Source organism: Enterobacter sp. 04-C-12-SI-ECC (assembly GCF_047530715.1).
GTDB lineage: Bacteria > Pseudomonadota > Gammaproteobacteria > Enterobacterales > Enterobacteriaceae > Enterobacter > Enterobacter bugandensis.
The window spans coordinates 277,660-297,395 of sequence record NZ_JBLKDI010000002.1; the positions used below are offsets into that span (position 1 = coordinate 277,660).

The window sequence follows — 19,736 nt, forward strand, 5'->3', positions numbered from 1 at the left end:
GCGCAGTGTGCCATAAACCCTCTGAACGTTGCAGGGTTATTCTCTGATTTTTCTCGTGAATACTCGACCGCTGAACAGTTAATCGCGCTATGCTTTACAGCGAGAAATTTGCCCCACCACAAGGAGTGGAAGATGACTTCTGTTCGAACTGACGATAACAAAACATTTATTAACGAACTGTCGCGCCTGGTTGGCTCCTCTCACCTGCTTACCGACCCGGCCAAAACCGCCCGCTACCGTAAGGGTTTCCGCTCCGGCCAGGGCGACGCGCTGGCGGTGGTTTTCCCCGGCACGCTGCTGGAGCTGTGGCGCGTACTGAGCGCCTGCGTTGCGGCGGACAAAATTATTTTAATGCAGGCGGCCAACACCGGCCTGACCGAAGGTTCCACGCCGAACGGCAACGATTACGATCGCGATATCGTGATTATCAGCACCCTGCGCCTCGACAAGCTGCACCTGCTGGACAAAGGCGAGCAGGTGCTCGCGTTCCCGGGCACCACGCTCTACTCGCTGGAAAAAGCACTTAAGCCGCTGGGCCGCGAGCCGCACTCGGTGATCGGCTCCTCCTGCATTGGCGCCTCGGTGGTCGGTGGGATCTGCAATAACTCCGGCGGTTCGCTGGTCCAGCGCGGTCCGGCCTACACCGAAATGTCACTTTTTGCCCGCATTGATGAAAACGGCAAGCTGACGCTGGTGAACCACCTGGGCATCGATCTGGGCGTAACGCCGGAACAGATCCTCAGCAAGCTCGACGACGACCGCGTGAGGGACGAAGACGTGCAGCACGATGGTCGCCACGCGCACGACCACGATTACATCACCCGCGTGCGCGATATCGAGGCCGATACCCCGGCGCGCTACAACGCCGATCCGGATCGCCTGTTTGAATCGTCCGGCTGCGCGGGCAAGCTGGCCGTTTTTGCGGTGCGTCTCGACACCTTCCCGGCAGAGAAAAAGCAGCAGGTATTTTACATCGGCACCAATCAGCCTGAGGTCCTGACTGAAATTCGTCGCCATATTCTGGGCGAATTCACCCACCTGCCGGTGGCGGGCGAGTACATGCATCGGGATATTTACGACATCGCGGAGCGCTACGGGAAAGACACTTTCCTGATGATCGATAAGCTTGGCACCGACAAAATGCCGTTCTTCTTCACCATGAAGGGCCGCACCGACGCGATGCTGGAGAAAGTGCCGCTGTTCAAGCCCCACTTTACCGACCGCTTTATGCAGAAGCTGGGCAACGTTTTCCCTGCGCATCTGCCAGAGCGAATGAAAACCTGGCGTGATAAGTACGAACATCACCTGCTGCTGAAAATGGCCGGGGACGGGATCGCCGAAGCGCAGAGCTGGCTGACCGAGTTCTTCAGGACGGCTGAGGGTGATTTCTTTGCCTGCACGCCGGAAGAAGGCAGCAAAGCCTTCCTGCATCGCTTCGCCGCGGCGGGTGCCGCTATCCGTTACCAGGCGGTGCATTCCGAAGAAGTGGAAGATATTCTGGCGCTGGATATCGCCCTGCGACGCAACGACACCGAATGGTTTGAGCATCTACCGCCGGAAATCGACAGCAAGCTGGTGCATAAGCTCTATTACGGCCACTTTATGTGCTACGTCTTCCATCAGGATTATATCGTCAAAAAAGGGGTAGATGCTCACGAACTGAAAGAGCAGATGCTCGCCCTGCTGCGCGAGCGTGGCGCACAATATCCTGCGGAACATAACGTCGGGCATCTTTATAAAGCCCCTGACGCCCTTAAGCAGTTTTATCGCGAGAATGACCCTACAAACAGCATGAACCCCGGAATCGGGAAAACAACGCGGAAGAAATACTGGAAAGAGAGTGCAGACACGGAGCAGCGCATAACGCAAGCGTCTGATTAAACCCTACAGCCAAATTTGAGAGATTGTTTAGCGCGCCTTAATCGTAATAGAGTAGCGGTCTGTCGCCGGAGAAATGTTTCTCCGGCATTCTATAACGAGGAGCAGGCGCATCATGTCGGCTGTTGATGTTTTATCCGAAACCGAACTGGAAGTGCGCGACGCCCTTCCCGATGATGTGCATGCCATCGCCGCCATCTATGCCTGGCATGTGCTTCACGGACGCGCGTCATTCGAAGAAGTCCCCCCCACCATCGACGAAATGCGTCAGCGCATGAAAAGCGTGGCCGAGAACGGTTTACCGTGGCTCATCGCGCTCTATCGCGGCATCGTGGTGGGCTATTGTTACGCCACCCCTTACCGACCGCGTCAGGCCTATCGCTATACTCTGGAAGAGTCGATTTACGTGGATGCCAGCATCACCGGACGCGGTTTTGGCACCGCATTAATGAACGCGCTGATCGCGCGCTGCGAGCAGGGCCCGTGGCGGCAGATGATTGCCGTTGTGGGCGATGGCAATAATAATTCCGGCTCGTTACGGCTGCATAAAAAACACGGCTTTGAGATTGTCGGTCAGCTTCGCAGCGTGGGGTATAAGAAAGGCGACTGGCGGGATACGGTGATAATGCAGCGCCCGCTCAATGACGGTGACTGGACGCTGCCGGAATAAACGCAAGTGCGGTCTGGTGCCCTCACCCACAGGGAGAGGGAGAAAACATAAAAAACGGTAACGCATGTTACCGTTTTGCTTTTACCTAATCGTTTTGCGCCGTCGCCATCTGCTCCGCTTTCTGCTTTTTATAGGTCAATGCCGCAGCCGGAACGGGCTGCACTTTCCCGGTCTCAATCCAGGTCCGCAGGCGGCTCGCATCCGCGAAGTGGGTATATTTCCCGAAGGCATCCATCACCACCAGCGCCACCGGCTTACCGTTAAACACGGTGCGCATCACCAGGCAGTGGCCTGCCGCATTGGTAAACCCGGTTTTGGTTAACTGAATATTCCAGTTCTCGCGGTACACCAGATGGTTCGTGTTGCGAAACGGCAGTGTGTAAGACGGATTCGAGAATGTCGCCATGTCCTCACGCGTGGTGCTGAGCTGGCCGAGCAGCGGGTACTGCTTGCTGGCAATCAGCAGTTTCGTCAGATCGCGGGCCGTGGAGACGTTGTTAATCGACAGACCCGTCGGTTCAACAAAATGAGTATTGCTCATCCCCAGCGCTTTGGCTTTGGCGTTCATCGCGTGGATAAAGGCATCGTAACCGCCAGGATAGTGGTGCGCCAGACTTGCCGCCGCACGGTTTTCGGACGACATCAGCGCCAGCAGCAGCATATTTTTACGGCTGATTTCACTGTTCAGGCGCACGCGAGAGTAGATCCCTTTCATCTCCGGCGTGTGGCTGATATCCACTTTCAGCTTTTCGTCCAGCGGCAGGCGAGCATCAAGCACCACCATCGCGGTCATTAATTTGGTTATTGAGGCGATTGGGCGCACCAGGTCCGGGTGGCTGGCGTAAATCACCTTATTGGTGTTGAGATCAACAATCATCGCGCTGCCGGACGCAATTTGCGGCTGGGCAGCAGCGGTGGTCACCGCGGGCGTTTTGGCGACGGCTGGCACGGCAGCGGACGCGCCCAGCAGCAGCGCCAGGCTAAGTAAGGAGACACGAAATTTCAGCATGGTGAGACTTCTGATAATTATTCACGCACGTAATGACGTACACCGCCTGCGTCGACTGATAAACACAGGCTGGCTTCGGCATCATAGCGGTCACCGTGCTTTGTCGCCAGCGGATAATCGTGAACAGATGCTGCATTGCTGGCATTTACGCCAGCAATGCAGTGAGCTTAGAAGAGACGGTATCCATAACCCCAGAGAATAACCGTCAGTGCCAGTAACACCTCCAGTACCAGCACCCCGATGGCAAGCGTGGAGCCGGAGAAGCTCAGGCCCTCTTCTTTATTGATATTCAGGAAGGTTGGAACGCCCAGATACAGCAGATAACCGGTGTAAAAGAGCGCAACAGTACCGATCAGCGCGCACAGCCAGACCAGTGGATAGAGCGCAACAATACCGCTTAAGAACAGCGGGGTCGCGACGTATCCGGCGAAGACCATACAGTGTGCCAACGATGGGCGCTGTGGGTAGTTACGCGCCATCCAGTGAATGACGCGCCCCATGACCGCCACCCCTGCCAGCATCAGGCCATAAAAGAGAATGGCCAGATAAAGCCCGGTAAACCAGGAGAGCTGAACCACGGTACCGTCACCGAAGTTCCAGCCGATTTGTGTTGTGCCAATAAACGCGCATATTACCGGCACCGCGGCCATCAGCAGCACATGGTGGGTGTAATGATGCGAGACCGTTTCGTTCTCACTTTTGATGACATGCATTTCACGATCGGGATGGGAGAAAAGTCCCCAGACATGGTTCATAGCGCCCCCTTGTTGTCGGCCCGTCAGCGATACCTTAAGTATAATGCAGGCTTTAGATTATTTTATGTACAGTGGGAAATTTCCGTTGATTGCCGCGCGGTTGATTCATGAGGTATATGATTAAACGAGGTACGCAGAGGGAGATAACCGTTACGTAATGGATATTAACGCACTCATTGAACAATATGGATATGCCGCGCTGGTCATCGGCAGCGTGGCGGAAGGTGAAACCATCACGCTGCTGGGCGGCGTCGCCGCGCATCAGGGCTTACTGAAGTTTCCGCTGGTCGTCGCTGCGGTCGCGCTGGGCGGCATGATTGGCGATCAGCTGCTCTACTTCCTGGGGCTACGCTTTGGCCCGACGCTGCTCAAGCGTTTCGTTAAACACAAAAAGAAAATCAACCGCGCGCAGCGCCTGATCCAGCGTCACCCTTATCTGTTCGTCATAGGCACCCGCTTTATGTACGGCTTCAGGATTATCGGGCCGATACTGATTGGTGCCAGCCGCCTGCCGCCAAAAATTTTCCTGCCGCTGAATATTGTTGGCGCGATAGCCTGGGCGCTGATCTTCACGACGCTTGGTTACGTGGGTGGTGAGGTGATTGGCCCGTGGCTGCATAACCTTGACCAACACCTGAAGCACTGGGCGTGGTTGATTCTGGTGGTTGTGGCGGTGATTGGGGTCAGGCTGTGGATGCGGCACAGAGAGAAGAAGCGGGATGAGGAGTGAGTCAGCCTGGTGCCCCTCACCCCTTTGGGGAGAGGGGTACGTTGAGGGAAACCTGTTACCCTTCCGGCTTAAACTGCGGGTTCGCCAGCATAAAGCCCCCGTCGACGATAAACGATTGCCCTGTGGTATAGCTGGCGTCGCTGTCACACAGCCACGCCACCAGGCTGGCGATTTCTTTGGTGTGGCCCGGCCTTGCCAGCGGGATTTCCGGCATTGACCCTTCCTTCACTTCGCTGTCATCCATATCGTTCATCGGCGTGGCAATGGCCCCCGGCGCGACGGCGTTCACCAGAATCTTGTGCTTCACCAGCTCCATCGCCATAGATTTGGTTAAGCCGCCGAGCGCGTGTTTCGCAGCCGTGTAAGCGCTGGCATCAGGCAGCGGCGTGTGCTCATGCACCGAGGTGATGTTCACAATCCGCCCGCCTTCCCCCTGCTTCACCATCTGCCGTGCCGCAATCTGCGAGCAGAGAAACGCGCCGTCCACGTCGACGGTAAAAATGTTCCGCCAGTCGTCAAACGCCATCTCAAGAAATGGCGCTTTGGCCATCGCTCCGGCATTGTTAACCAGCACGTCCAGCCGGCCGAAACGTGCAATGAGCGTTTCAATGGCTTCAGCGCCGTCCGGGAGCGTGCTTAAATCAAGATGGATAGCCTCTGCACGCTGCCCACGCGCTTCAACTTCACGGCAGGTTTCCAGCGCCCCTTTTTCATCCGAATGCCAGGTGACGCCAATATCAAACCCGCGCTCTGCCAGCATCAGCGCCGTGGTTTTACCGATCCCTGAATCCGATGCGGTTACAATCGCTACTCTGTTCATACTCACCTCCTGAAAAACTGCAAAGAGGTAAGTATAGATAATGGCCCTGTTTAGCCATGATGATAGCCGCCGCCCAGCGCTGACGTCAGCTGCAGCGTGGCGTCGAGATACTGGCCTTTCAACATGACGCCTTCGAGATGCTCTTTCAGTGCCGGGATTCTGGCTTCGCTGACCCGCGAACCGGCAATAATACCTGCGCTAAAACGCGCCTGCGCCAGCGCCACCACGCGCGCCGCGTCTTTTTCGATCTGCTGCTGGTGACGATTTTTTGCCGTCAGGGTTTCAACTTCACTTGCCGTACGCGCCACCTGATTGACCGCCTCCACCACCGCTTTGTTGTAGTTCGCGACCGAGAGGTTATTCTGCGCCTGGGCGATATCCAGATTAGCGTTCAGCCTGCCGCTGTCGAAGATCGGCAGCGTCAGTCCGGCAGTCACGCCCATCTGCTGGGCTGAAGAGCGGAACAGATCGCTCAGGTGCAGGGCATCCTGCTGTAAGAACGCCATCAGGTTCACGTCAGGATAGAACGCCGCTCGGGCGGCTTCCACCTCGCTCATGGAGGCTTCGATATACCAATGCGCCTCCTGCAGATCCGGACGGCGTGCCAGCAGTTCATAGCCGAGCGTTGACGGTAGCGAGGCTTCTGCTGCAGGCAACGGGTGGCGCGTAAGGTGTGTCGCCGGGGTGCCGGTCAGCGCATCCAGACGCGCTTCAATGGCCTTCATTTTCCCCTTTACGTCGGCCAGCTGTTCATTAGTCTTACTGGCGTGTATATCGGTTTCGACGCCCTCCACCGAGGAGGTAATACCGTGCTGATACAGTTCGCGATCGGCGTCGATAATATTTTCCTGCTCCTGTTTAATCCGGGTAAGAACTTCTCCTGCTTCGGCCTGGGTCTGCCACGCCCAGTAAAGGCGCGCGACGCTGGTTGAAAGCAGCTGGCGGGTCTGCTCCAGCTCCGCTTTTTGCGCATTCACTTTACCGATACGCGCTGCAATCCGGGCGCGGTTTTTTCCCCATAGATCGAGATCCCAGCCCGCCGTCAGGCCAAAGGTGCCGTTGGTATACCATGGTCCGGTGGTGCCCGCCGCCGGGTCGGTAAGGGCAAACGGCCCCATCAGCCCCTCTGCCGACATTTTTTGCCGTTCAACATCCGCTGAAAAATCCATTTGTGGGCCATCGGCTGCGATAGCGGCTCTGGCCTGCGCTTCGGCAAGCGTAATGCGCTGCCGGGCAATTTGCATATCGGGCGCATCCGCTATGGCTTTGGCAATAAGCGAATTTAACTGCGGGTCGTTATATTCTTTCCACCATTCATTTTTCGGCCAGTCCGCATGACGAAGTTGGGTATTAACGGACGCGGCTGTCGTTTGCGTTTGAATTGGCGACACCGTGGAATGTTCCGGTGCGCAGGCAGCCAGCATAAAAACAAGGGGAACACTCAGAGATAAAATAAGAAAACGTTTCATTACGCCATGCACTCAAAAAAATAAAGGCGCAACTTACGCTTGATGACGCGCTATTTTTTAGTAACTCGTGGCAATCCGCAAATTGTCATACACTTACATACTCGGCAAAATATTCACCGAGTGAATTATTTATTTTTAAATATAACTGCCGCTTATTTTGACTGTATAACCCGCGCAATATCAGCCGACGTTTGTAGCGTGCGGATCTCCTGAAATAATCCCAGCGCTTCGCTGTACTCTTTACGTAAATAACTCAGCCACTGTTTAATTCGCGCGACGTGATACAAACCGGTGTCGCCCTGCTTCTCCAGACGGCTGTATTTTTGCAGCAACGTCACCACGTCTGCCCACGGCATCCGCGGCTCGTTATATTTCACCACCCGGCTGAGGTTCGGCACGTTCAGCGCGCCGCGGCCAATCATCACCGCATCGCAGCCGGTGGCTTTCAGGCACGCCTGCGCGCTCTCGTAATCCCAGATTTCGCCGTTGGCGATCACCGGAATAGTAAGTCGTTTGCGGATTTCACCAATCGCCTGCCAGTTAATGCGCTCGGCTTTGTAGCCGTCTTCTTTAGTGCGGCCATGCACCACCAGCTCGGTGGCCCCGGCCTGCTGCACCGCATCGGCAATTTCAAACTGTCGGGCGTCGCTGTCCCACCCCAGGCGCACCTTAACCGTCACCGGCAAATGCGAGGGCACGGCCTCACGCATGGCTTTCGCGCCGCGGTAAATCAGCTCAGGATCTTTCAGCAACGTCGCTCCACCGCCGCTGCCGTTTACCAGCTTCGACGGACAGCCGCAGTTAAGATCCACCCCGTAAGAGCCAAGCGCTACCGCGCGGGCGGCATTTTCCGCCAGCCATTCAGGATACTGGCCGAGCAGCTGAATACGCACCAGCGTACCGGAAGGGGTCCGACTCTGGCGATGCAGTTCAGGGCAGAGACGATAGAATGACTTTTCTGGCAGCAACATATCGACCACGCGCAGGAACTCCGTCACGCAGAGATCGTAATCGTTCACCTCGGTCAGAAGCTCGCGCACGAGGGAGTCGAGCACGCCTTCCATTGGGGCCAGTAAAACACGCATAGCAGTACCTGTGAAAAAAGACGCGCTATAGTAGCCGCTCTCTATATCGCTGGGAAGCGCTTCTGTTCAGGCAGAAAGTCACCCGGCGTTGCCCCAACAATAGCGCGAAACGCCGCCGCAAATGCCGCCGGGCCGGAAAACCCCAGCATCCAGGCCACCTGCTTAACCGGGTATCCGTTGGCGAGGAGATCCAGCGAGGCACAAATCCTTGCGCGCTGTCGCCAGGCCCGGAAGCTAAAGCCGGTATCGTTGATAAACGCACGTGAAAATGTGCGTTCAGACATCGCGGCCCGTTCCGCCAGCCTTTCCAGAGAGAGATCCCAGAGATTGTTGGCAATGATGTCACAGGCCACGCGATGTAAGCGCTCATCCACGGGCATCGGCAGTTCGGCAGAAATCTGCTGCGTCTCGCTGAGGATGTCAAGCAGCAAAACGGCCATGCTGCGCTGGCTTGCCGGCCGGTATTCCGCGCTGAACAGCCCGGCAATCAGCTCTTTGAACAACGCTGTGGCCATAATCACGTGAACCTCGTCTTTCCGCTTAAAAGGTTCGCATTGCGAAATCAGTGCCGGGCTAAACCAGACCGCGCGAAGCTCCGTTGCGGATAACACGCTGTAGGTATGCTCCTGAAAGGGAGGGATCCACAGCGCGCGCTGCGGCGGTATGACCCAGCGTTTGCTGCCGGTTTCAACCAGCATAACCCCCTTAATGGCAAACAAAAGTTGTCCCTGCGAATGCTGGTGAGGCGGATCGACTTCGCCGCGCGTATAGCGAATTGCCCCTCTTGACCATCCGATAGCATCGTCGTGAATTGGCGTTTTATCGATAACGGTTGGCATTTCACATTCCCCCCTTCCTCTTATGATGCTGCTTGTACACGTAACCAGAGAGAGACGCAATGCACATCCATTTTATTATTCATGAACATTTCGAGGCGCCAGGCGCCTATGAAATCTGGGGGAAAAGTCGCGGCTGCAGTCTGAGCTACACCAGAGTGTATCAGGGCGAACCTTTACCTGAGGAACTGGGGGGCACAGACCTGCTTATCATCATGGGAGGCCCGCAATCCCCCGCCACCACGCTTGAGGAATGCCCCTGGTTTGATGCGCAGGCGGAAAAGGCACTCATCAGCCGCGCGATAGAGGCAGGTAAAACGGTGATAGGCGTTTGTCTGGGCTCACAGCTTATCGGCGAAGCGCTGGGCGCAGCGTTTTGCCACAGCCCGGAAAAAGAGATCGGCAAATTTCCCGTCAGGCTCACAGATGCAGGCAAGGCGAACCCGCTGTTTGAGGACTTTGGCAGCGTGCTGAACGTCGGTCACTGGCATAACGATATGCCTGGGTTGACGCCGCAGGCTAAGGTTCTGGCTTACAGCGAGGGCTGTCCCCGCCAGATCGTGCAATACAGCGAACGGGTTTACGGTTTCCAGTGCCATATGGAGCTGACGCCGGAGGTGGTAGAGTTGCTGATTGAGCATTCGCAGAATGACCTCCGCCGTGCGGGTGAGTTCCGTTTTGTCGAAACGGCGGAAAAACTCCGCTCGCATGATTATCGCGAAATGAACCAGGTGCTGTTTTCTTTTCTCGATAAACTGACCGCCTGACGCTGATGCCTTCTCTGGCGCGTGACTTCGCCAGCGCAATCCCTTTCCTCTAAACTGTAGCCTGCATCAGTAAGGTGATACCGGACGTTCCATTCCGGAATGTCTGGTATGCTCAAAATTCATGATGTGATCCGTGGCACATTTTTAGGTTTAATTGTATGATGAATGCGTTTCAGCAAGGACTATCACCATGAGCAAATCATTGAACATTATCTGGCAATATCTGCGCGCATTCGTCCTGATTTACGCCTGCCTGTATGCCGGCATTTTCATCGCGTCGCTGCTGCCCATCACCATTCCCGGCAGCATTATCGGTATGCTGATCCTCTTCGTTTTACTGGCGCTGCAAATTCTGCCTGCAAAGTGGGTCAATCCAGGCTGCTTCGTCCTCATTCGCTATATGGCGCTGCTTTTCGTGCCTATCGGCGTGGGCGTCATGCAGTATTTTGATTTGCTCAAGGCGCAGTTCGGCCCGATTGTCGTTTCCTGCGCGATCAGTACGCTGGTGGTTTTCCTGGTGGTGAGCTGGAGTTCTCATCTGGTACATGGCGAACGCAACGTGGTCGGGGAGAAAACAAAAAAATGATGGCTAATATCTGGTGGTCACTGCCGTTAACCCTGCTGGTATTCTTCGCCGCGCGCAAGCTTGCCGCACGATTTAAAATGCCCTTGCTGAACCCCCTGCTGGTGGCGATGGTGGTGATTATTCCCTTCCTGCTGCTCACCGGCATTCCTTATGAGCGTTACTTTGCAGGCAGCAAAATTTTAAACGACCTCCTGCAGCCCGCCGTTGTCGCGCTTGCCTTTCCTTTATATGAGCAGCTGCACCAGATCCGCGCACGGTGGAAGTCCATCATTACCATCTGTTTTGTGGGAAGCCTGGTGGCGATGATCACCGGCACGTCGGTGGCGCTGTTGATGGGGGCCTCCCCGCAAATTGCCGCCTCTATCCTGCCTAAATCAGTGACCACGCCTATCGCGATGGCGGTAGGCGGCAGCCTCGGCGGTATTCCAGCCATCAGCGCGATGTGCGTGATTTTCGTCGGTATTCTCGGCGCGGTGTTTGGCCACACTCTGCTGAACGGGATGCGTATTCACACCAAAGCAGCGCGCGGGCTGTCGATGGGCACCGCCTCGCACGCGCTGGGTACCGCACGCTGCGCGGAGCTGGACTATCAGGAAGGGGCGTTTAGCTCGCTTGCGCTGGTGATCTGCGGGATTATCACCTCCCTGCTCGCCCCGTTCATTTTCCCGCTGATTCTGGCGGTGATGGGCTAAAATTTGCGATGCGTCGCGCAAATTTCATTTTGATTTCATAAGTTGCATACATAATGAGAAGTGGATCACATATAAAGGCCTTACGGCTCCGTAAACTACCGATCCATTAACCTTTATGAGGCAAACGCCATGCACCCACGTTTTCAAGCTGCCTTCGCTCAGCTTGCAGAGAATTTGCAGTCAGCCCTGGCTCCCGTTCTGGCAGATGCACATTTCCCCGCCCTGCTGACGGCGGAGCAGGTCACGGTGCTTAAACAGGCAACAGGGCTGGATGAAGACGCGCTGGCTTTCGCACTGCTGCCCCTGGCTGCCGCCTGCGCCCGGGCCGATCTTTCCCACTTCAACGTCGGCGCCATCGCGCGCGGCGTCAGCGGAACCTGGTACTTCGGCGGGAACATGGAGTTTCTCGGCGCAACCATGCAGCAGACCGTTCACGCCGAGCAGAGCGCCATCAGCCACGCCTGGCTGCGCGGTGAGAAAGCCCTGAGCGCCATCACCGTAAACTACACCCCATGCGGCCACTGCCGCCAGTTTATGAACGAGCTGAACAGCGGGCTGCAGCTGCGCATTAACCTGCCGGGCCGCGCGCCGCACACGCTGGGCGATTACCTGCCTGACGCCTTCGGCCCGAAAGATCTTGAGATTAAAACGCTGCTGATGGACGAGCAGGATCACGGTTTCGCCCTGTCCGGCGATGACCTGAACCAGGCGGCCATACGCGCGGCGAACAAGAGCCACACCCCGTACAGCAACTCCCCGAGCGGCGTGGCACTGCAGTGCCGCGATGGCCGTATCTTCACCGGCAGCTATGCGGAAAACGCCGCGTTTAACCCAACGCTGCCGCCGCTGCAGGGCGCACTCAACCTGCTGAGCCTGAACGGCTACGATTATCCGGACATTCAGCGTGCCGTTCTGGCCGAAAAGGCCGATGCGCCGCTGATTCAGTGGGATGCCACCGCCGCAACGCTCAAGGCGTTAGGCTGCACGACGATCGACCGCGTCCTGCTGGCGTAAACCTTCCGGCGGACAGAAATGTCCGCCACGTTGCTGAAAAACCCCTCAGTTGAGTCGCTGTTTCTTGCGCTAACCAGGCGGGTAAAGTAGCCTGAGTTAAATTTCATCCACGAACGAGCCATCTTCATGTTAAAGCGCGTTTTTTACAGCCTGTCTGTCCTGGTCGGCATACTGCTGTTTATCGTGCTGGGTCTCGACCGTTGGATGAGCTGGAAAACGGCCCCCTACATCTTTGATGACCTGCAGGATCTCCCCTACCGTCAGGTGGGCGTGGTGCTCGGCACCGCCAAGTATTACCGCACAGGGGTGATCAACCAGTATTATCGCTACCGCATTCAGGGCGCGCTGAACGCCTACAACAGCGGCAAGGTAAACTACCTGCTGCTGAGCGGCGATAACGCGCTGCAAAGCTATAACGAGCCGGTGACGATGCGGAAGGATTTGATTGCCGCGGGCGTGGACCCTGCCGATATCGTGCTCGATTACGCCGGGTTCCGCACCCTCGACTCCATCGTGCGCACGCGCAAAGTCTTTGATACCAACGACTTCATCATCATCACCCAGCGCTTCCACTGCGAGCGCGCGCTGTTTATCGCCCTGCACATGGGCATTCAGGCCCAGTGCTACGCGGTGCCGTCGCCAAAAGATATGCTGAGCGTGCGCGTCCGCGAGTTTGGTGCCCGCTTTGGTGCCCTGGCCGATCTCTATATCTTCAAACGCGAACCGCGCTTTTTAGGCCCGCTGGTGCCGATCCCGGCAATGCATGAAGTGCCGGAAGACGCGCAGGGTTACCCGGCGGTGACGCCAGAGCAGCTGCTGGATATGCAGAAAAAAGAGAAAAAATAGGCCTGCCTTTATACTTTCTTTACGCCGGTACTGACGCTTTTTATCCCCCCTTTACGCCAGCTCTTTTAACCTGAGTTCACTGCCGCTACGGCTTCATTGAAGAATGACTATGAACTCGATAATGAATGCGTTTTTCCTCAAAAGTCTTCGCCCGTATTTTAACTTCCCCGGTTTATCACTCCCCGGCGCACTTAATTCTGGTCTCTGGCTGGATGAAAAAATTGACGCCCTGCAGCACAATATTGCCGTGGAAGTGGCCGACTATCTGGAACGCTACCCGCAGACGAAACACGTTGACGTTTACCTGAACGATATCAACGGCACGATGCGCGGCAAGCGCCTCACGGTGGAGAGCATGCTGAGTCTGGAAAAAGGCTGTTATTTTCCGCTTTCCGTTTACTCCATGGATCAGAAGGGAAAAATCGCCGCCCCGCTTTATGATGAACCCGACCGGCTGTGCGTCCCGGTCGCCGGTTCTCTGCGTCCCTGTCCGCAGGATCCGGAGCATACCGCGCAGATCCTGCTGACGATGAAGGACAGCGACGGTAACCCCTGCCCGCTTGAGCCACGCGCGATACTGCAGAACGTCGTGGCCCGCTTCCACCAGCACGGCCTTTTCCCGGTCATTGCCCCGGAAATCGAGTTTTACCTGACGGGACAGGGCGAGCGCGATCCGCAAAATCAGGGCTGTTTTCACATGGACACCTCGTCGGCGCATGCGGCGCTTTTTGACGAACTGGAACAGCTGGCGCACCTTCAGCGCATCCCGCTGTCAGGGGTGGTAGCGGAAGCCGAGTCCGGACAGTACGAATTAAACCTGAAGCACAGCCAGCGCGTCGTAGAGGTCTGTGATAACGTGCTGGCCCTGCGCCGCCTGACCCGCTATGTCGCTGAAAAGCACGGTCTTCAGGCTAACTTTATGGCTAAGCCTTTCAGCCAGCTCTCCGGCAGCGGTTTGCACATCCATTTCAGCCTTAACAACAGCCGTGGCGAGAACGTTTTTGCCTCGCCGGTGAACGCGCTGAGCAGCATGATGCGCTTGTGTATCGCGGGCCAGCTGGCACTGATGCCCGCCTCCGTCGCCATTCTTGCGCCGGGGGTCAACGCGTTTCGTCGCCTGCGAAAAAACCTGACGGAACCCGTCTTTAACTCGTGGGGCTATAACACCCGCTCCACTGCCCTGCGCATTCCCTGCTCGGAAGAGAGCAACCGTCGTATCGAGTACCGACTGGCCGGAGCCGATGCGAATCCGTATCTGGTGGCGGCCACAATCCTGACCGGCATGCTGTTCGGGCTGGAACATATCGACGAGGGGGAACTCCCGGAACCGCAGCAGGACCAACCGGAACTCCCGCTGTTCCAGCAGGAGGCAATTGAGGCCTTCGCCCGCTGTCAGTATCTCACCGACAGCCTGGGCGACGCCTTTTCCGAACAGTGGGTCGCCTGCAAGCTTTCTGAACTCGAGTGGTTTGAGCGCATTGTGACGCAAGAAGAGTCCCATCTGGCATAGGCCATAAAAAAGCCCGCTCGGTGAGCGGGCCGGGTATGGCGAGTGACGATTACTTCTTACGGGCGTACTTCAGTGAATCCAGCGCCACCGCGAAGATAATGATGGCGCCCTTGATGATGTACTGCCAGTACGGGTTCACGCCAATGTAGGTCAACCCGTAGTTGATGACGGTAAAGATGATCACACCGGTGACCACGCCGAGCACGGTCCCCACCCCGCCGCTGAAGGAGACGCCGCCGACCACGCAGGCCGCAATCGCATCCAGCTCGTACATGAAGCCAAGGTTGTTCGTTGCGGAGCCGATACGGCCTGCTTCCAGCATCCCGCCGAAGGCGTAGAACACACCGGACAGCGCGTAAATCATCAGCAGGTTCAGGGCAACGTTTACCCCGGACACTTTCGCCGCTTCCGGGTTACCACCGATAGCGAAGATGTTTTTACCGAAGCGCGTTTTGTTCCACAGGATCCAGACGAACGCCACCGCAATCAGCGCATAGAAGGTAATGTACGACAGGCGGAAGCTGCCCAGCGCGATAAACCCCTGCGTGAAGGTGGAGAAGCCGCTGTCAAAGCCCGAAATCGGCGACGCGCCCACAAAGTCGTAGTACAGGGAGTTGATACCATAAACGATGATCATCGTACCCAGCGTAGTGATAAATGGCGTCACGTTCAGGTAAGCGATGATAATACCGTTGATCAGGCCAATCACCGCCCCGATGGCGCAGACAATCAGGATCACCACGAAAATCGGCATGGTCGCCATCTCCGGGAACACCTTGTTGGCGTTTTCCATCGACTGCAGCAGGGTTGCCGCAATAACCGCCGCCAGGCCGACCTGACGACCGGCAGAAAGATCCGTTCCCTGGGTGACGATAAGGCCCGCCACGCCCAGCGCAATGATGATACGCACGGAGGACTGGGTCAGAATATTACTCAGGTTCAGCAGGCTTAAGAACGTAGGGTCCTGGAAAATAATAATGGCCAGCAGGACTAAAAGAACAACGTAAATACCGCCTTCTTTCAGGTAAGTGAGAAAACTTTTTTTATTTAACGCACTCATGAGGAGCCCCTGATCTTAAAGGTGCAAAGACGCAAGACGCAAAATTTCGTTTTGCGTTGTCGTTTTGGTGTCAACAATACCGGCAACGAGACCATTGCTCATAACCAGAATACGGTCCGTGATCCCTAACAGTTCCGGCATTTCGGAAGAAATAATAATGATCCCTTTATTCTTTTTCGCCAGCTCGGCAATCAGCTGATAAATTTCAAACTTCGCGCCGACGTCAATACCGCGGGTCGGTTCATCCAGCATCAAAATTTCTGGCTGGGTTAATAACCAACGGCCAATAATAACTTTTTGCTGGTTACCACCGGAAAGCGAACCAATTTGGGTACGGTGGCCTGGCGTTTTCACGCGCATGGAGTCAATTACCCACTGGGTATCGCTCTTCATGCGGGAGTTATCCAGCAGCCCGACTTTGTTTTTGTAATTGCGAATATTAGAGATTAACGAGTTAAAGTTAATATCCAGATAAGCATAAATACCGGTCGAACGACGTTCTTCCGTCACCAGCGCAAAACCGTTATTAATGGCTTCGTTGGCATTATGGTTGTTAATTTTCTTCCCGTGCAGCGTGATGGTGCCGTCGGCCTTCTCGCGGATGCCAAACAGGGTTTCCACGATGTCGGTACGCTTTGCCCCTACCAGGCCAGCAATGCCAAGAATTTCGCCTTTGTGAAGGTCGAAAGAAACATCGCGGATGGACGGCTGGCGCAGCGAGGTCAGATTGCGCACTTCCAGGATTACTTCACCTGGCTTGTTCTCTTTGTCCGGGAAGCGCTGGTTCAGGGAACGGCCGACCATCATGGCGATGATCTTGTCCATGTCCAGCCCTTCAAGCGGCTGCGTGGCAATCCACTGGCCGTCGCGCAGGATGGTAATTTCATCGCACAGCTGGAAGATCTCTTCCATTTTGTGCGAGATGTACACAATGCCGCAGCCGCGTTCTTTCAGCTTACGAATAATGGTAAAAAGGTGATTAACCTCTTTTTCCGTTAATGACGAGGTAGGTTCATCCATGATGACGATTTTCGCATCATAGGAGAACGCTTTGGCAATTTCGATCATCTGCATCTGGGAAACGGATAATGTCCCCACGCGGGCGCGCGGATCGATATCAATATCCAGCTCATCGAAAATCGCTTTGGTGTCGCGATACATTTTATCCTGATCGACAAACACACCTTTGGTTGGGTAACGTCCCAACCACATGTTATCCATTACCGAGCGTTGCAGTACCAGGTTTAATTCCTGGTGAACCATCGAGATACCGTTTTCCAGCGCTTCTTTCGCTGAATGGAAATCGATCTCTTTCCCCTGAAAAAGAATGCTGCCAGAATCTTTTTGATAGATCCCAAAAAGACATTTTAATAACGTTGATTTACCCGCACCGTTCTCCCCCATTAATGCATGAATAGAGTGAGGACGGACTTTTAAATTAACATTATCGAGTGCCTTAACACCGGGGAAGGACTTGTTGACGCCTGTCATTTCCAACAAGTATTCACCGGACGACTGAGTAGTTGTGCTGACCATAATTATACCTTGTTGGCCTCGCATATCGCGTTATAAAAGGGCGCAACGAATTGCGCCCAGTGAAGACAAAACAAAGATCTTATTTACCGATAAACTCAGCCAGGTTGGACTGGTCTACGCCCACGTAAGGCACGCGAACGATTTTGTTGTCAATTTTCCAGTTGGTGCCATCCGCCGCGCCTTTACCGTCGGCGAGGTTTTTCGCCAGATCGAAGGTCGCTTTCGCCTGGTTGTTGGCATCGTTCAGAACGGTACCAGCCATTGCGCCAGATTTAACCAGCGCCAGCGCTTCCGGCAGGGCATCCACGCCAAATACCGGGATGGACGATTTGTTGTGAGCTTTCAGCGCTTCAACCGCACCCATTGCCATCGCATCGTTGTTGGCAATGACCACTTCGATTTTGTTCGCGTTCGGGCCAGACAGCCACGCGTCCATCTTATCTTTCGCCTGAGCGGTGTCCCACATCGCGGTATCTAACGCCAGCTGCTGGGTTTTCAGGCCCTTGTCGTTCAGCTCTTTGATAACATAGGTGGTACGCGCTTCAGCATCCGGGTGGCCGGGTTCGCCTTTCAGCAGCACGAACTGGATCTGACCGTCTTTGTTCAGGTCCCAGTTCGGGTTCGCCGCCCAGTGCTTCGCGATCAGATCGCCCTGAATAATGCCGGACTCTTTAGAGTCAGTACCGACGTAATACGCTTTGTCATAGCTGTCCAGCGCTTTACGGGAAGGTTCTTTGTTGAAGAAGACGATTGGCACGTTCTGGCCGCGCGCTTTCTCAATAACCGTGCCTGCTGCAGCCGGGTCAACCAGGTTGATCGCCAGGGCCTTAACGCCTTTAGCCAGCAGAACGTCGATCTGATCGTTCTGTTTGGACTGGTCGTTCTGGGAGTCATTCATCAGCAGCTGTACGTCTGGCGCTGCTTTCGCATCTTTCTCAATTGCTTTACGCACAACAGACATGAAGTTGTCGTCGTATTTATAGATGGTCACACCAATACGGGTATCCGCAGCGTGCGCTGCTGCACCAAAAAGCATGCTTGCCATTACAGCAGACAGGGTCAACACCTTCTTATTCATGGTATCTCCGGTTTTTTTATGCAGGGTAGTTCTTGTGAATAACGATCGGCAGGCAGGTGTTAATAAAACGTTACTGACAGCCGACGTTCACTTATAAAATTTCTATCTTCCGTGGTCGGTAACGCTCCAGAAATGCGTTTTATTCGTTGTTTGCGGCACATTGGCTATGGTGAAAGCGAATAATCACCGTTACATAGCGTTTCAGCCCCTAAAACGCTGACATCATAGTCAGCGCCTTGTTAAGATACTGTGAATTTACTCACAGATTGAAAACGGTTACATCACCCGGTGTAATCAGTTAGTGATCGGAACCACAATTTGCCGGGCGGCGACGGAATGACGACGCACCAGCGTCGGCATGAAGCAGTGAGTTGCCCCTGGATCCAGCACCCCAGCCGCTCCCTGTAGCGCCAGCTCGGTCGCCAGTTTTGCCATAGAAGCAATGGGATAGCGCACCGTAGTCAGCTGCGGGTCGGTGTAACGGGCAATCGGAATATCATCGAAACCAATCAATGACAAATGCTGTGGCACCGCAATGCCGTTATCCTTCAGCGCAGTCAGCGCGCCTGCCGCCATGCTGTCGTTATAGGCAAACACCGCAGAAAGCTGCAGATTACGGCCCAGCAGTTCCACCATTGCCGCCTCACCGCCCTGCATATCCGGCGTGCCGGTGCCAATCCAGCTTTCTGATGGCGTAATACCGTGCTCTTTCAGGGCGTTTTGCCACCCCTCACGCCGCAGCTCGTCATCTTCAATGTGATGGCTGGATGCCAGATAGCCGATCCGCTGATGGCCGTTATTGATGAGCATTTTGGTGGCCATCATGGCGCCGCTGACGTTATCCAGCCCGACACAGCGGTGGGCATAGCCCGGGACGATGCGGTTGATCAACACCATGCCCGGGATCTGCTCCATAAACCCGACCAGCTCTTCATCGCTTAAGGCTTTTGAGTGAACAATCAGGGCGTTGCAGCGCTGGCGGATCAGCACTTCAATGGCATAACGCTCCTTTTCCGCCTCGTGATAGCTGTTGCCAATCAGCACGTATTTCTGATGCTGCTGGGCGACCACATCGACCGCTTTGACCAGCGCACCGAAAAAGGCGTCCGAGACATCCATTACCACCACGCCGATGGTATCGCTGACCTGTGTTGCCAGCGCCTGGGCGTTGGCATTTGGCCGGTACCCGAGCTGGGTCACGGCTTTCATTACGGTTTCACGGGTTTCAGGGCTGACCAGCGCGCTGTTGTTCAGCACGCGGGAGACGGTAGCCACAGAAACGCCCGCCAGACGGGCGACGTCACGAATGGTGATCATATTCACCATCCTTCAAAGAATTGCAGCAACTCACAGACACCCCCTGTGTTTAGCAAGGTGGCTATTTTGGCAGCGAGA

19 protein-coding genes are annotated in these 19,736 nt (G+C 55.4%); 9 read left to right on the forward strand and 10 right to left on the reverse strand.

What is annotated here, in order from left to right:
- Positions 1–132: 132 nt before the first annotated feature.
- Entirely contained in the window at positions 133–1,881 is a 1,749-nt protein-coding gene (gene dld, locus ACMWL8_RS04555; protein WP_241277002.1) for a D-lactate dehydrogenase, read from the forward strand.
- A 112-nt stretch (positions 1,882–1,993) separates the two neighbouring features.
- On the forward strand, positions 1,994–2,548 hold the full coding sequence (locus ACMWL8_RS04560) for a GNAT family N-acetyltransferase (RefSeq protein WP_028013845.1): 555 nt from the start codon (positions 1,994–1,996) through the stop codon (positions 2,546–2,548).
- An 85-nt stretch (positions 2,549–2,633) separates the two neighbouring features.
- Here the strand turns inward: ACMWL8_RS04560 and pbpG are convergent, their stop codons facing one another.
- Positions 2,634–3,557, reverse strand: coding sequence for a D-alanyl-D-alanine endopeptidase (gene pbpG / locus ACMWL8_RS04565; protein ID WP_045259738.1), 924 nt, complete (start codon positions 3,555–3,557; stop codon positions 2,634–2,636).
- Between the two features lie 167 nt (positions 3,558–3,724).
- Positions 3,725–4,312: a Yip1 family protein gene (locus ACMWL8_RS04570; RefSeq protein WP_028013847.1), complete on the reverse strand. Its 588-nt coding sequence runs from the start codon at positions 4,310–4,312 to the stop codon at positions 3,725–3,727.
- A 157-nt stretch (positions 4,313–4,469) separates the two neighbouring features.
- Between ACMWL8_RS04570 and ACMWL8_RS04575 the strand changes: the two genes are divergently transcribed.
- A complete protein-coding gene (locus tag ACMWL8_RS04575) occupies positions 4,470–5,042 on the forward strand; it encodes a DedA family protein (protein ID WP_028013848.1) in 573 nt (190 codons plus the stop codon).
- Positions 5,043–5,097: 55 nt separating this feature from the next.
- Here ACMWL8_RS04575 and ACMWL8_RS04580 read toward each other — a convergent pair whose 3' ends face one another.
- The 4 genes from ACMWL8_RS04580 to ACMWL8_RS04595 all read right to left on the reverse strand — a co-directional run bounded on the left by ACMWL8_RS04580 (position 5,098) and on the right by ACMWL8_RS04595 (position 9,255).
- Positions 5,098–5,862 carry an SDR family oxidoreductase gene (locus ACMWL8_RS04580; RefSeq protein WP_052682933.1) on the reverse strand — a complete coding sequence of 255 codons (765 nt, stop codon included), beginning with the start codon at positions 5,860–5,862 and terminating at the stop codon, positions 5,098–5,100.
- A gap of 50 nt (positions 5,863–5,912) precedes the next feature.
- Positions 5,913–7,331: a multidrug resistance outer membrane protein MdtQ gene (gene mdtQ / locus ACMWL8_RS04585; protein WP_045259736.1), complete on the reverse strand. Its 1,419-nt coding sequence runs from the start codon at positions 7,329–7,331 to the stop codon at positions 5,913–5,915.
- A gap of 152 nt (positions 7,332–7,483) precedes the next feature.
- Positions 7,484–8,416 carry a tRNA dihydrouridine(16) synthase DusC gene (gene dusC / locus ACMWL8_RS04590; RefSeq protein WP_028013851.1) on the reverse strand — a complete coding sequence of 311 codons (933 nt, stop codon included), beginning with the start codon at positions 8,414–8,416 and terminating at the stop codon, positions 7,484–7,486.
- Between the two features lie 41 nt (positions 8,417–8,457).
- Positions 8,458–9,255 carry an AraC family transcriptional regulator gene (locus ACMWL8_RS04595; protein ID WP_045259735.1) on the reverse strand — a complete coding sequence of 266 codons (798 nt, stop codon included), beginning with the start codon at positions 9,253–9,255 and terminating at the stop codon, positions 8,458–8,460.
- Positions 9,256–9,314: 59 nt separating this feature from the next.
- Here ACMWL8_RS04595 and ACMWL8_RS04600 point away from each other — a divergent pair, with 59 nt between their 5' ends.
- The 6 genes from ACMWL8_RS04600 to ACMWL8_RS04625 all read left to right on the forward strand — a co-directional run bounded on the left by ACMWL8_RS04600 (position 9,315) and on the right by ACMWL8_RS04625 (position 14,667).
- Complete coding sequence (locus ACMWL8_RS04600) at positions 9,315–10,019, forward strand: type 1 glutamine amidotransferase (RefSeq protein ID WP_028013853.1); 705 nt, start codon at positions 9,315–9,317, stop codon at positions 10,017–10,019.
- A 190-nt stretch (positions 10,020–10,209) separates the two neighbouring features.
- Positions 10,210–10,605, forward strand: a complete 396-nt coding sequence (locus ACMWL8_RS04605) for a CidA/LrgA family protein (RefSeq protein ID WP_045259734.1) — start codon at positions 10,210–10,212, stop codon at positions 10,603–10,605.
- Positions 10,602–11,297, forward strand: a complete 696-nt coding sequence (locus tag ACMWL8_RS04610; RefSeq protein WP_041909023.1) for a CidB/LrgB family autolysis modulator — start codon at positions 10,602–10,604, stop codon at positions 11,295–11,297. Before ACMWL8_RS04605 ends, ACMWL8_RS04610 begins: the two co-directional genes overlap by 4 nt.
- Before the next feature lie 129 nt (positions 11,298–11,426).
- On the forward strand, positions 11,427–12,311 hold the full coding sequence (cdd, locus tag ACMWL8_RS04615) for a cytidine deaminase (protein ID WP_028013856.1): 885 nt from the start codon (positions 11,427–11,429) through the stop codon (positions 12,309–12,311).
- 126 nt (positions 12,312–12,437) lie between these two features.
- Entirely contained in the window at positions 12,438–13,157 is a 720-nt protein-coding gene (gene sanA, locus ACMWL8_RS04620; RefSeq protein ID WP_028013857.1) for an outer membrane permeability protein SanA, read from the forward strand.
- Between the two features lie 121 nt (positions 13,158–13,278).
- Positions 13,279–14,667: a glutamine synthetase family protein gene (locus ACMWL8_RS04625; RefSeq protein WP_045259733.1), complete on the forward strand. Its 1,389-nt coding sequence runs from the start codon at positions 13,279–13,281 to the stop codon at positions 14,665–14,667.
- A 49-nt stretch (positions 14,668–14,716) separates the two neighbouring features.
- On the opposite strand, the gene mglC is transcribed toward ACMWL8_RS04625, so the two are convergent.
- The 4 genes from mglC to galS form a co-directional block, all read right to left on the reverse strand.
- On the reverse strand, positions 14,717–15,727 hold the full coding sequence (gene mglC, locus ACMWL8_RS04630; protein ID WP_013097952.1) for a galactose/methyl galactoside ABC transporter permease MglC: 1,011 nt from the start codon (positions 15,725–15,727) through the stop codon (positions 14,717–14,719).
- A 15-nt stretch (positions 15,728–15,742) separates the two neighbouring features.
- Positions 15,743–17,263 carry a galactose/methyl galactoside ABC transporter ATP-binding protein MglA gene (gene mglA, locus ACMWL8_RS04635; protein ID WP_028013859.1) on the reverse strand — a complete coding sequence of 507 codons (1,521 nt, stop codon included), beginning with the start codon at positions 17,261–17,263 and terminating at the stop codon, positions 15,743–15,745.
- A 79-nt stretch (positions 17,264–17,342) separates the two neighbouring features.
- The gene (mglB, locus tag ACMWL8_RS04640) at positions 17,343–18,341 is read right to left on the reverse strand and encodes a galactose/glucose ABC transporter substrate-binding protein MglB (protein WP_008500923.1); all 999 of its coding nucleotides are present in this window, start codon (positions 18,339–18,341) and stop codon (positions 17,343–17,345) included.
- A gap of 294 nt (positions 18,342–18,635) precedes the next feature.
- Positions 18,636–19,658, reverse strand: a complete 1,023-nt coding sequence (galS, locus tag ACMWL8_RS04645) for an HTH-type transcriptional regulator GalS (protein WP_045259732.1) — start codon at positions 19,656–19,658, stop codon at positions 18,636–18,638.
- Positions 19,659–19,736 lie beyond the last annotated feature (78 nt).

Bases quoted from the DNA above. Each gene is read 5' to 3' on its own strand.
- mdtQ (WP_045259736.1), bottom strand. From the start codon at position 7,331: ATGAAACGTTTTCTTATTTTATCTCTGAGTGTTCCCCTTGTTTTTATG.
- ACMWL8_RS04570 (WP_028013847.1), bottom strand. From the start codon at position 4,312: ATGAACCATGTCTGGGGACTTTTCTCCCATCCCGATCGTGAAATGCAT.
- sanA (WP_028013857.1), top strand. From the start codon at position 12,438: ATGTTAAAGCGCGTTTTTTACAGCCTGTCTGTCCTGGTCGGCATACTG.
- ACMWL8_RS04600 (WP_028013853.1), top strand. From the start codon at position 9,315: ATGCACATCCATTTTATTATTCATGAACATTTCGAGGCGCCAGGCGCC.
- dusC (WP_028013851.1), bottom strand. From the start codon at position 8,416: ATGCGTGTTTTACTGGCCCCAATGGAAGGCGTGCTCGACTCCCTCGTG.
- ACMWL8_RS04560 (WP_028013845.1), top strand. From the start codon at position 1,994: ATGTCGGCTGTTGATGTTTTATCCGAAACCGAACTGGAAGTGCGCGAC.
- dld (WP_241277002.1), top strand. From the start codon at position 133: ATGACTTCTGTTCGAACTGACGATAACAAAACATTTATTAACGAACTG.
- mglA (WP_028013859.1), bottom strand. From the start codon at position 17,263: ATGGTCAGCACAACTACTCAGTCGTCCGGTGAATACTTGTTGGAAATG.
- cdd (WP_028013856.1), top strand. From the start codon at position 11,427: ATGCACCCACGTTTTCAAGCTGCCTTCGCTCAGCTTGCAGAGAATTTG.
- galS (WP_045259732.1), bottom strand. From the start codon at position 19,658: ATGATCACCATTCGTGACGTCGCCCGTCTGGCGGGCGTTTCTGTGGCT.
- ACMWL8_RS04605 (WP_045259734.1), top strand. From the start codon at position 10,210: ATGAGCAAATCATTGAACATTATCTGGCAATATCTGCGCGCATTCGTC.
- ACMWL8_RS04580 (WP_052682933.1), bottom strand. From the start codon at position 5,862: ATGAACAGAGTAGCGATTGTAACCGCATCGGATTCAGGGATCGGTAAA.
- ACMWL8_RS04595 (WP_045259735.1), bottom strand. From the start codon at position 9,255: ATGCCAACCGTTATCGATAAAACGCCAATTCACGACGATGCTATCGGA.
- pbpG (WP_045259738.1), bottom strand. From the start codon at position 3,557: ATGCTGAAATTTCGTGTCTCCTTACTTAGCCTGGCGCTGCTGCTGGGC.
- mglB (WP_008500923.1), bottom strand. From the start codon at position 18,341: ATGAATAAGAAGGTGTTGACCCTGTCTGCTGTAATGGCAAGCATGCTT.
- ACMWL8_RS04625 (WP_045259733.1), top strand. From the start codon at position 13,279: ATGAATGCGTTTTTCCTCAAAAGTCTTCGCCCGTATTTTAACTTCCCC.
- ACMWL8_RS04575 (WP_028013848.1), top strand. From the start codon at position 4,470: ATGGATATTAACGCACTCATTGAACAATATGGATATGCCGCGCTGGTC.
- mglC (WP_013097952.1), bottom strand. From the start codon at position 15,727: ATGAGTGCGTTAAATAAAAAAAGTTTTCTCACTTACCTGAAAGAAGGC.
- ACMWL8_RS04610 (WP_041909023.1), top strand. From the start codon at position 10,602: ATGATGGCTAATATCTGGTGGTCACTGCCGTTAACCCTGCTGGTATTC.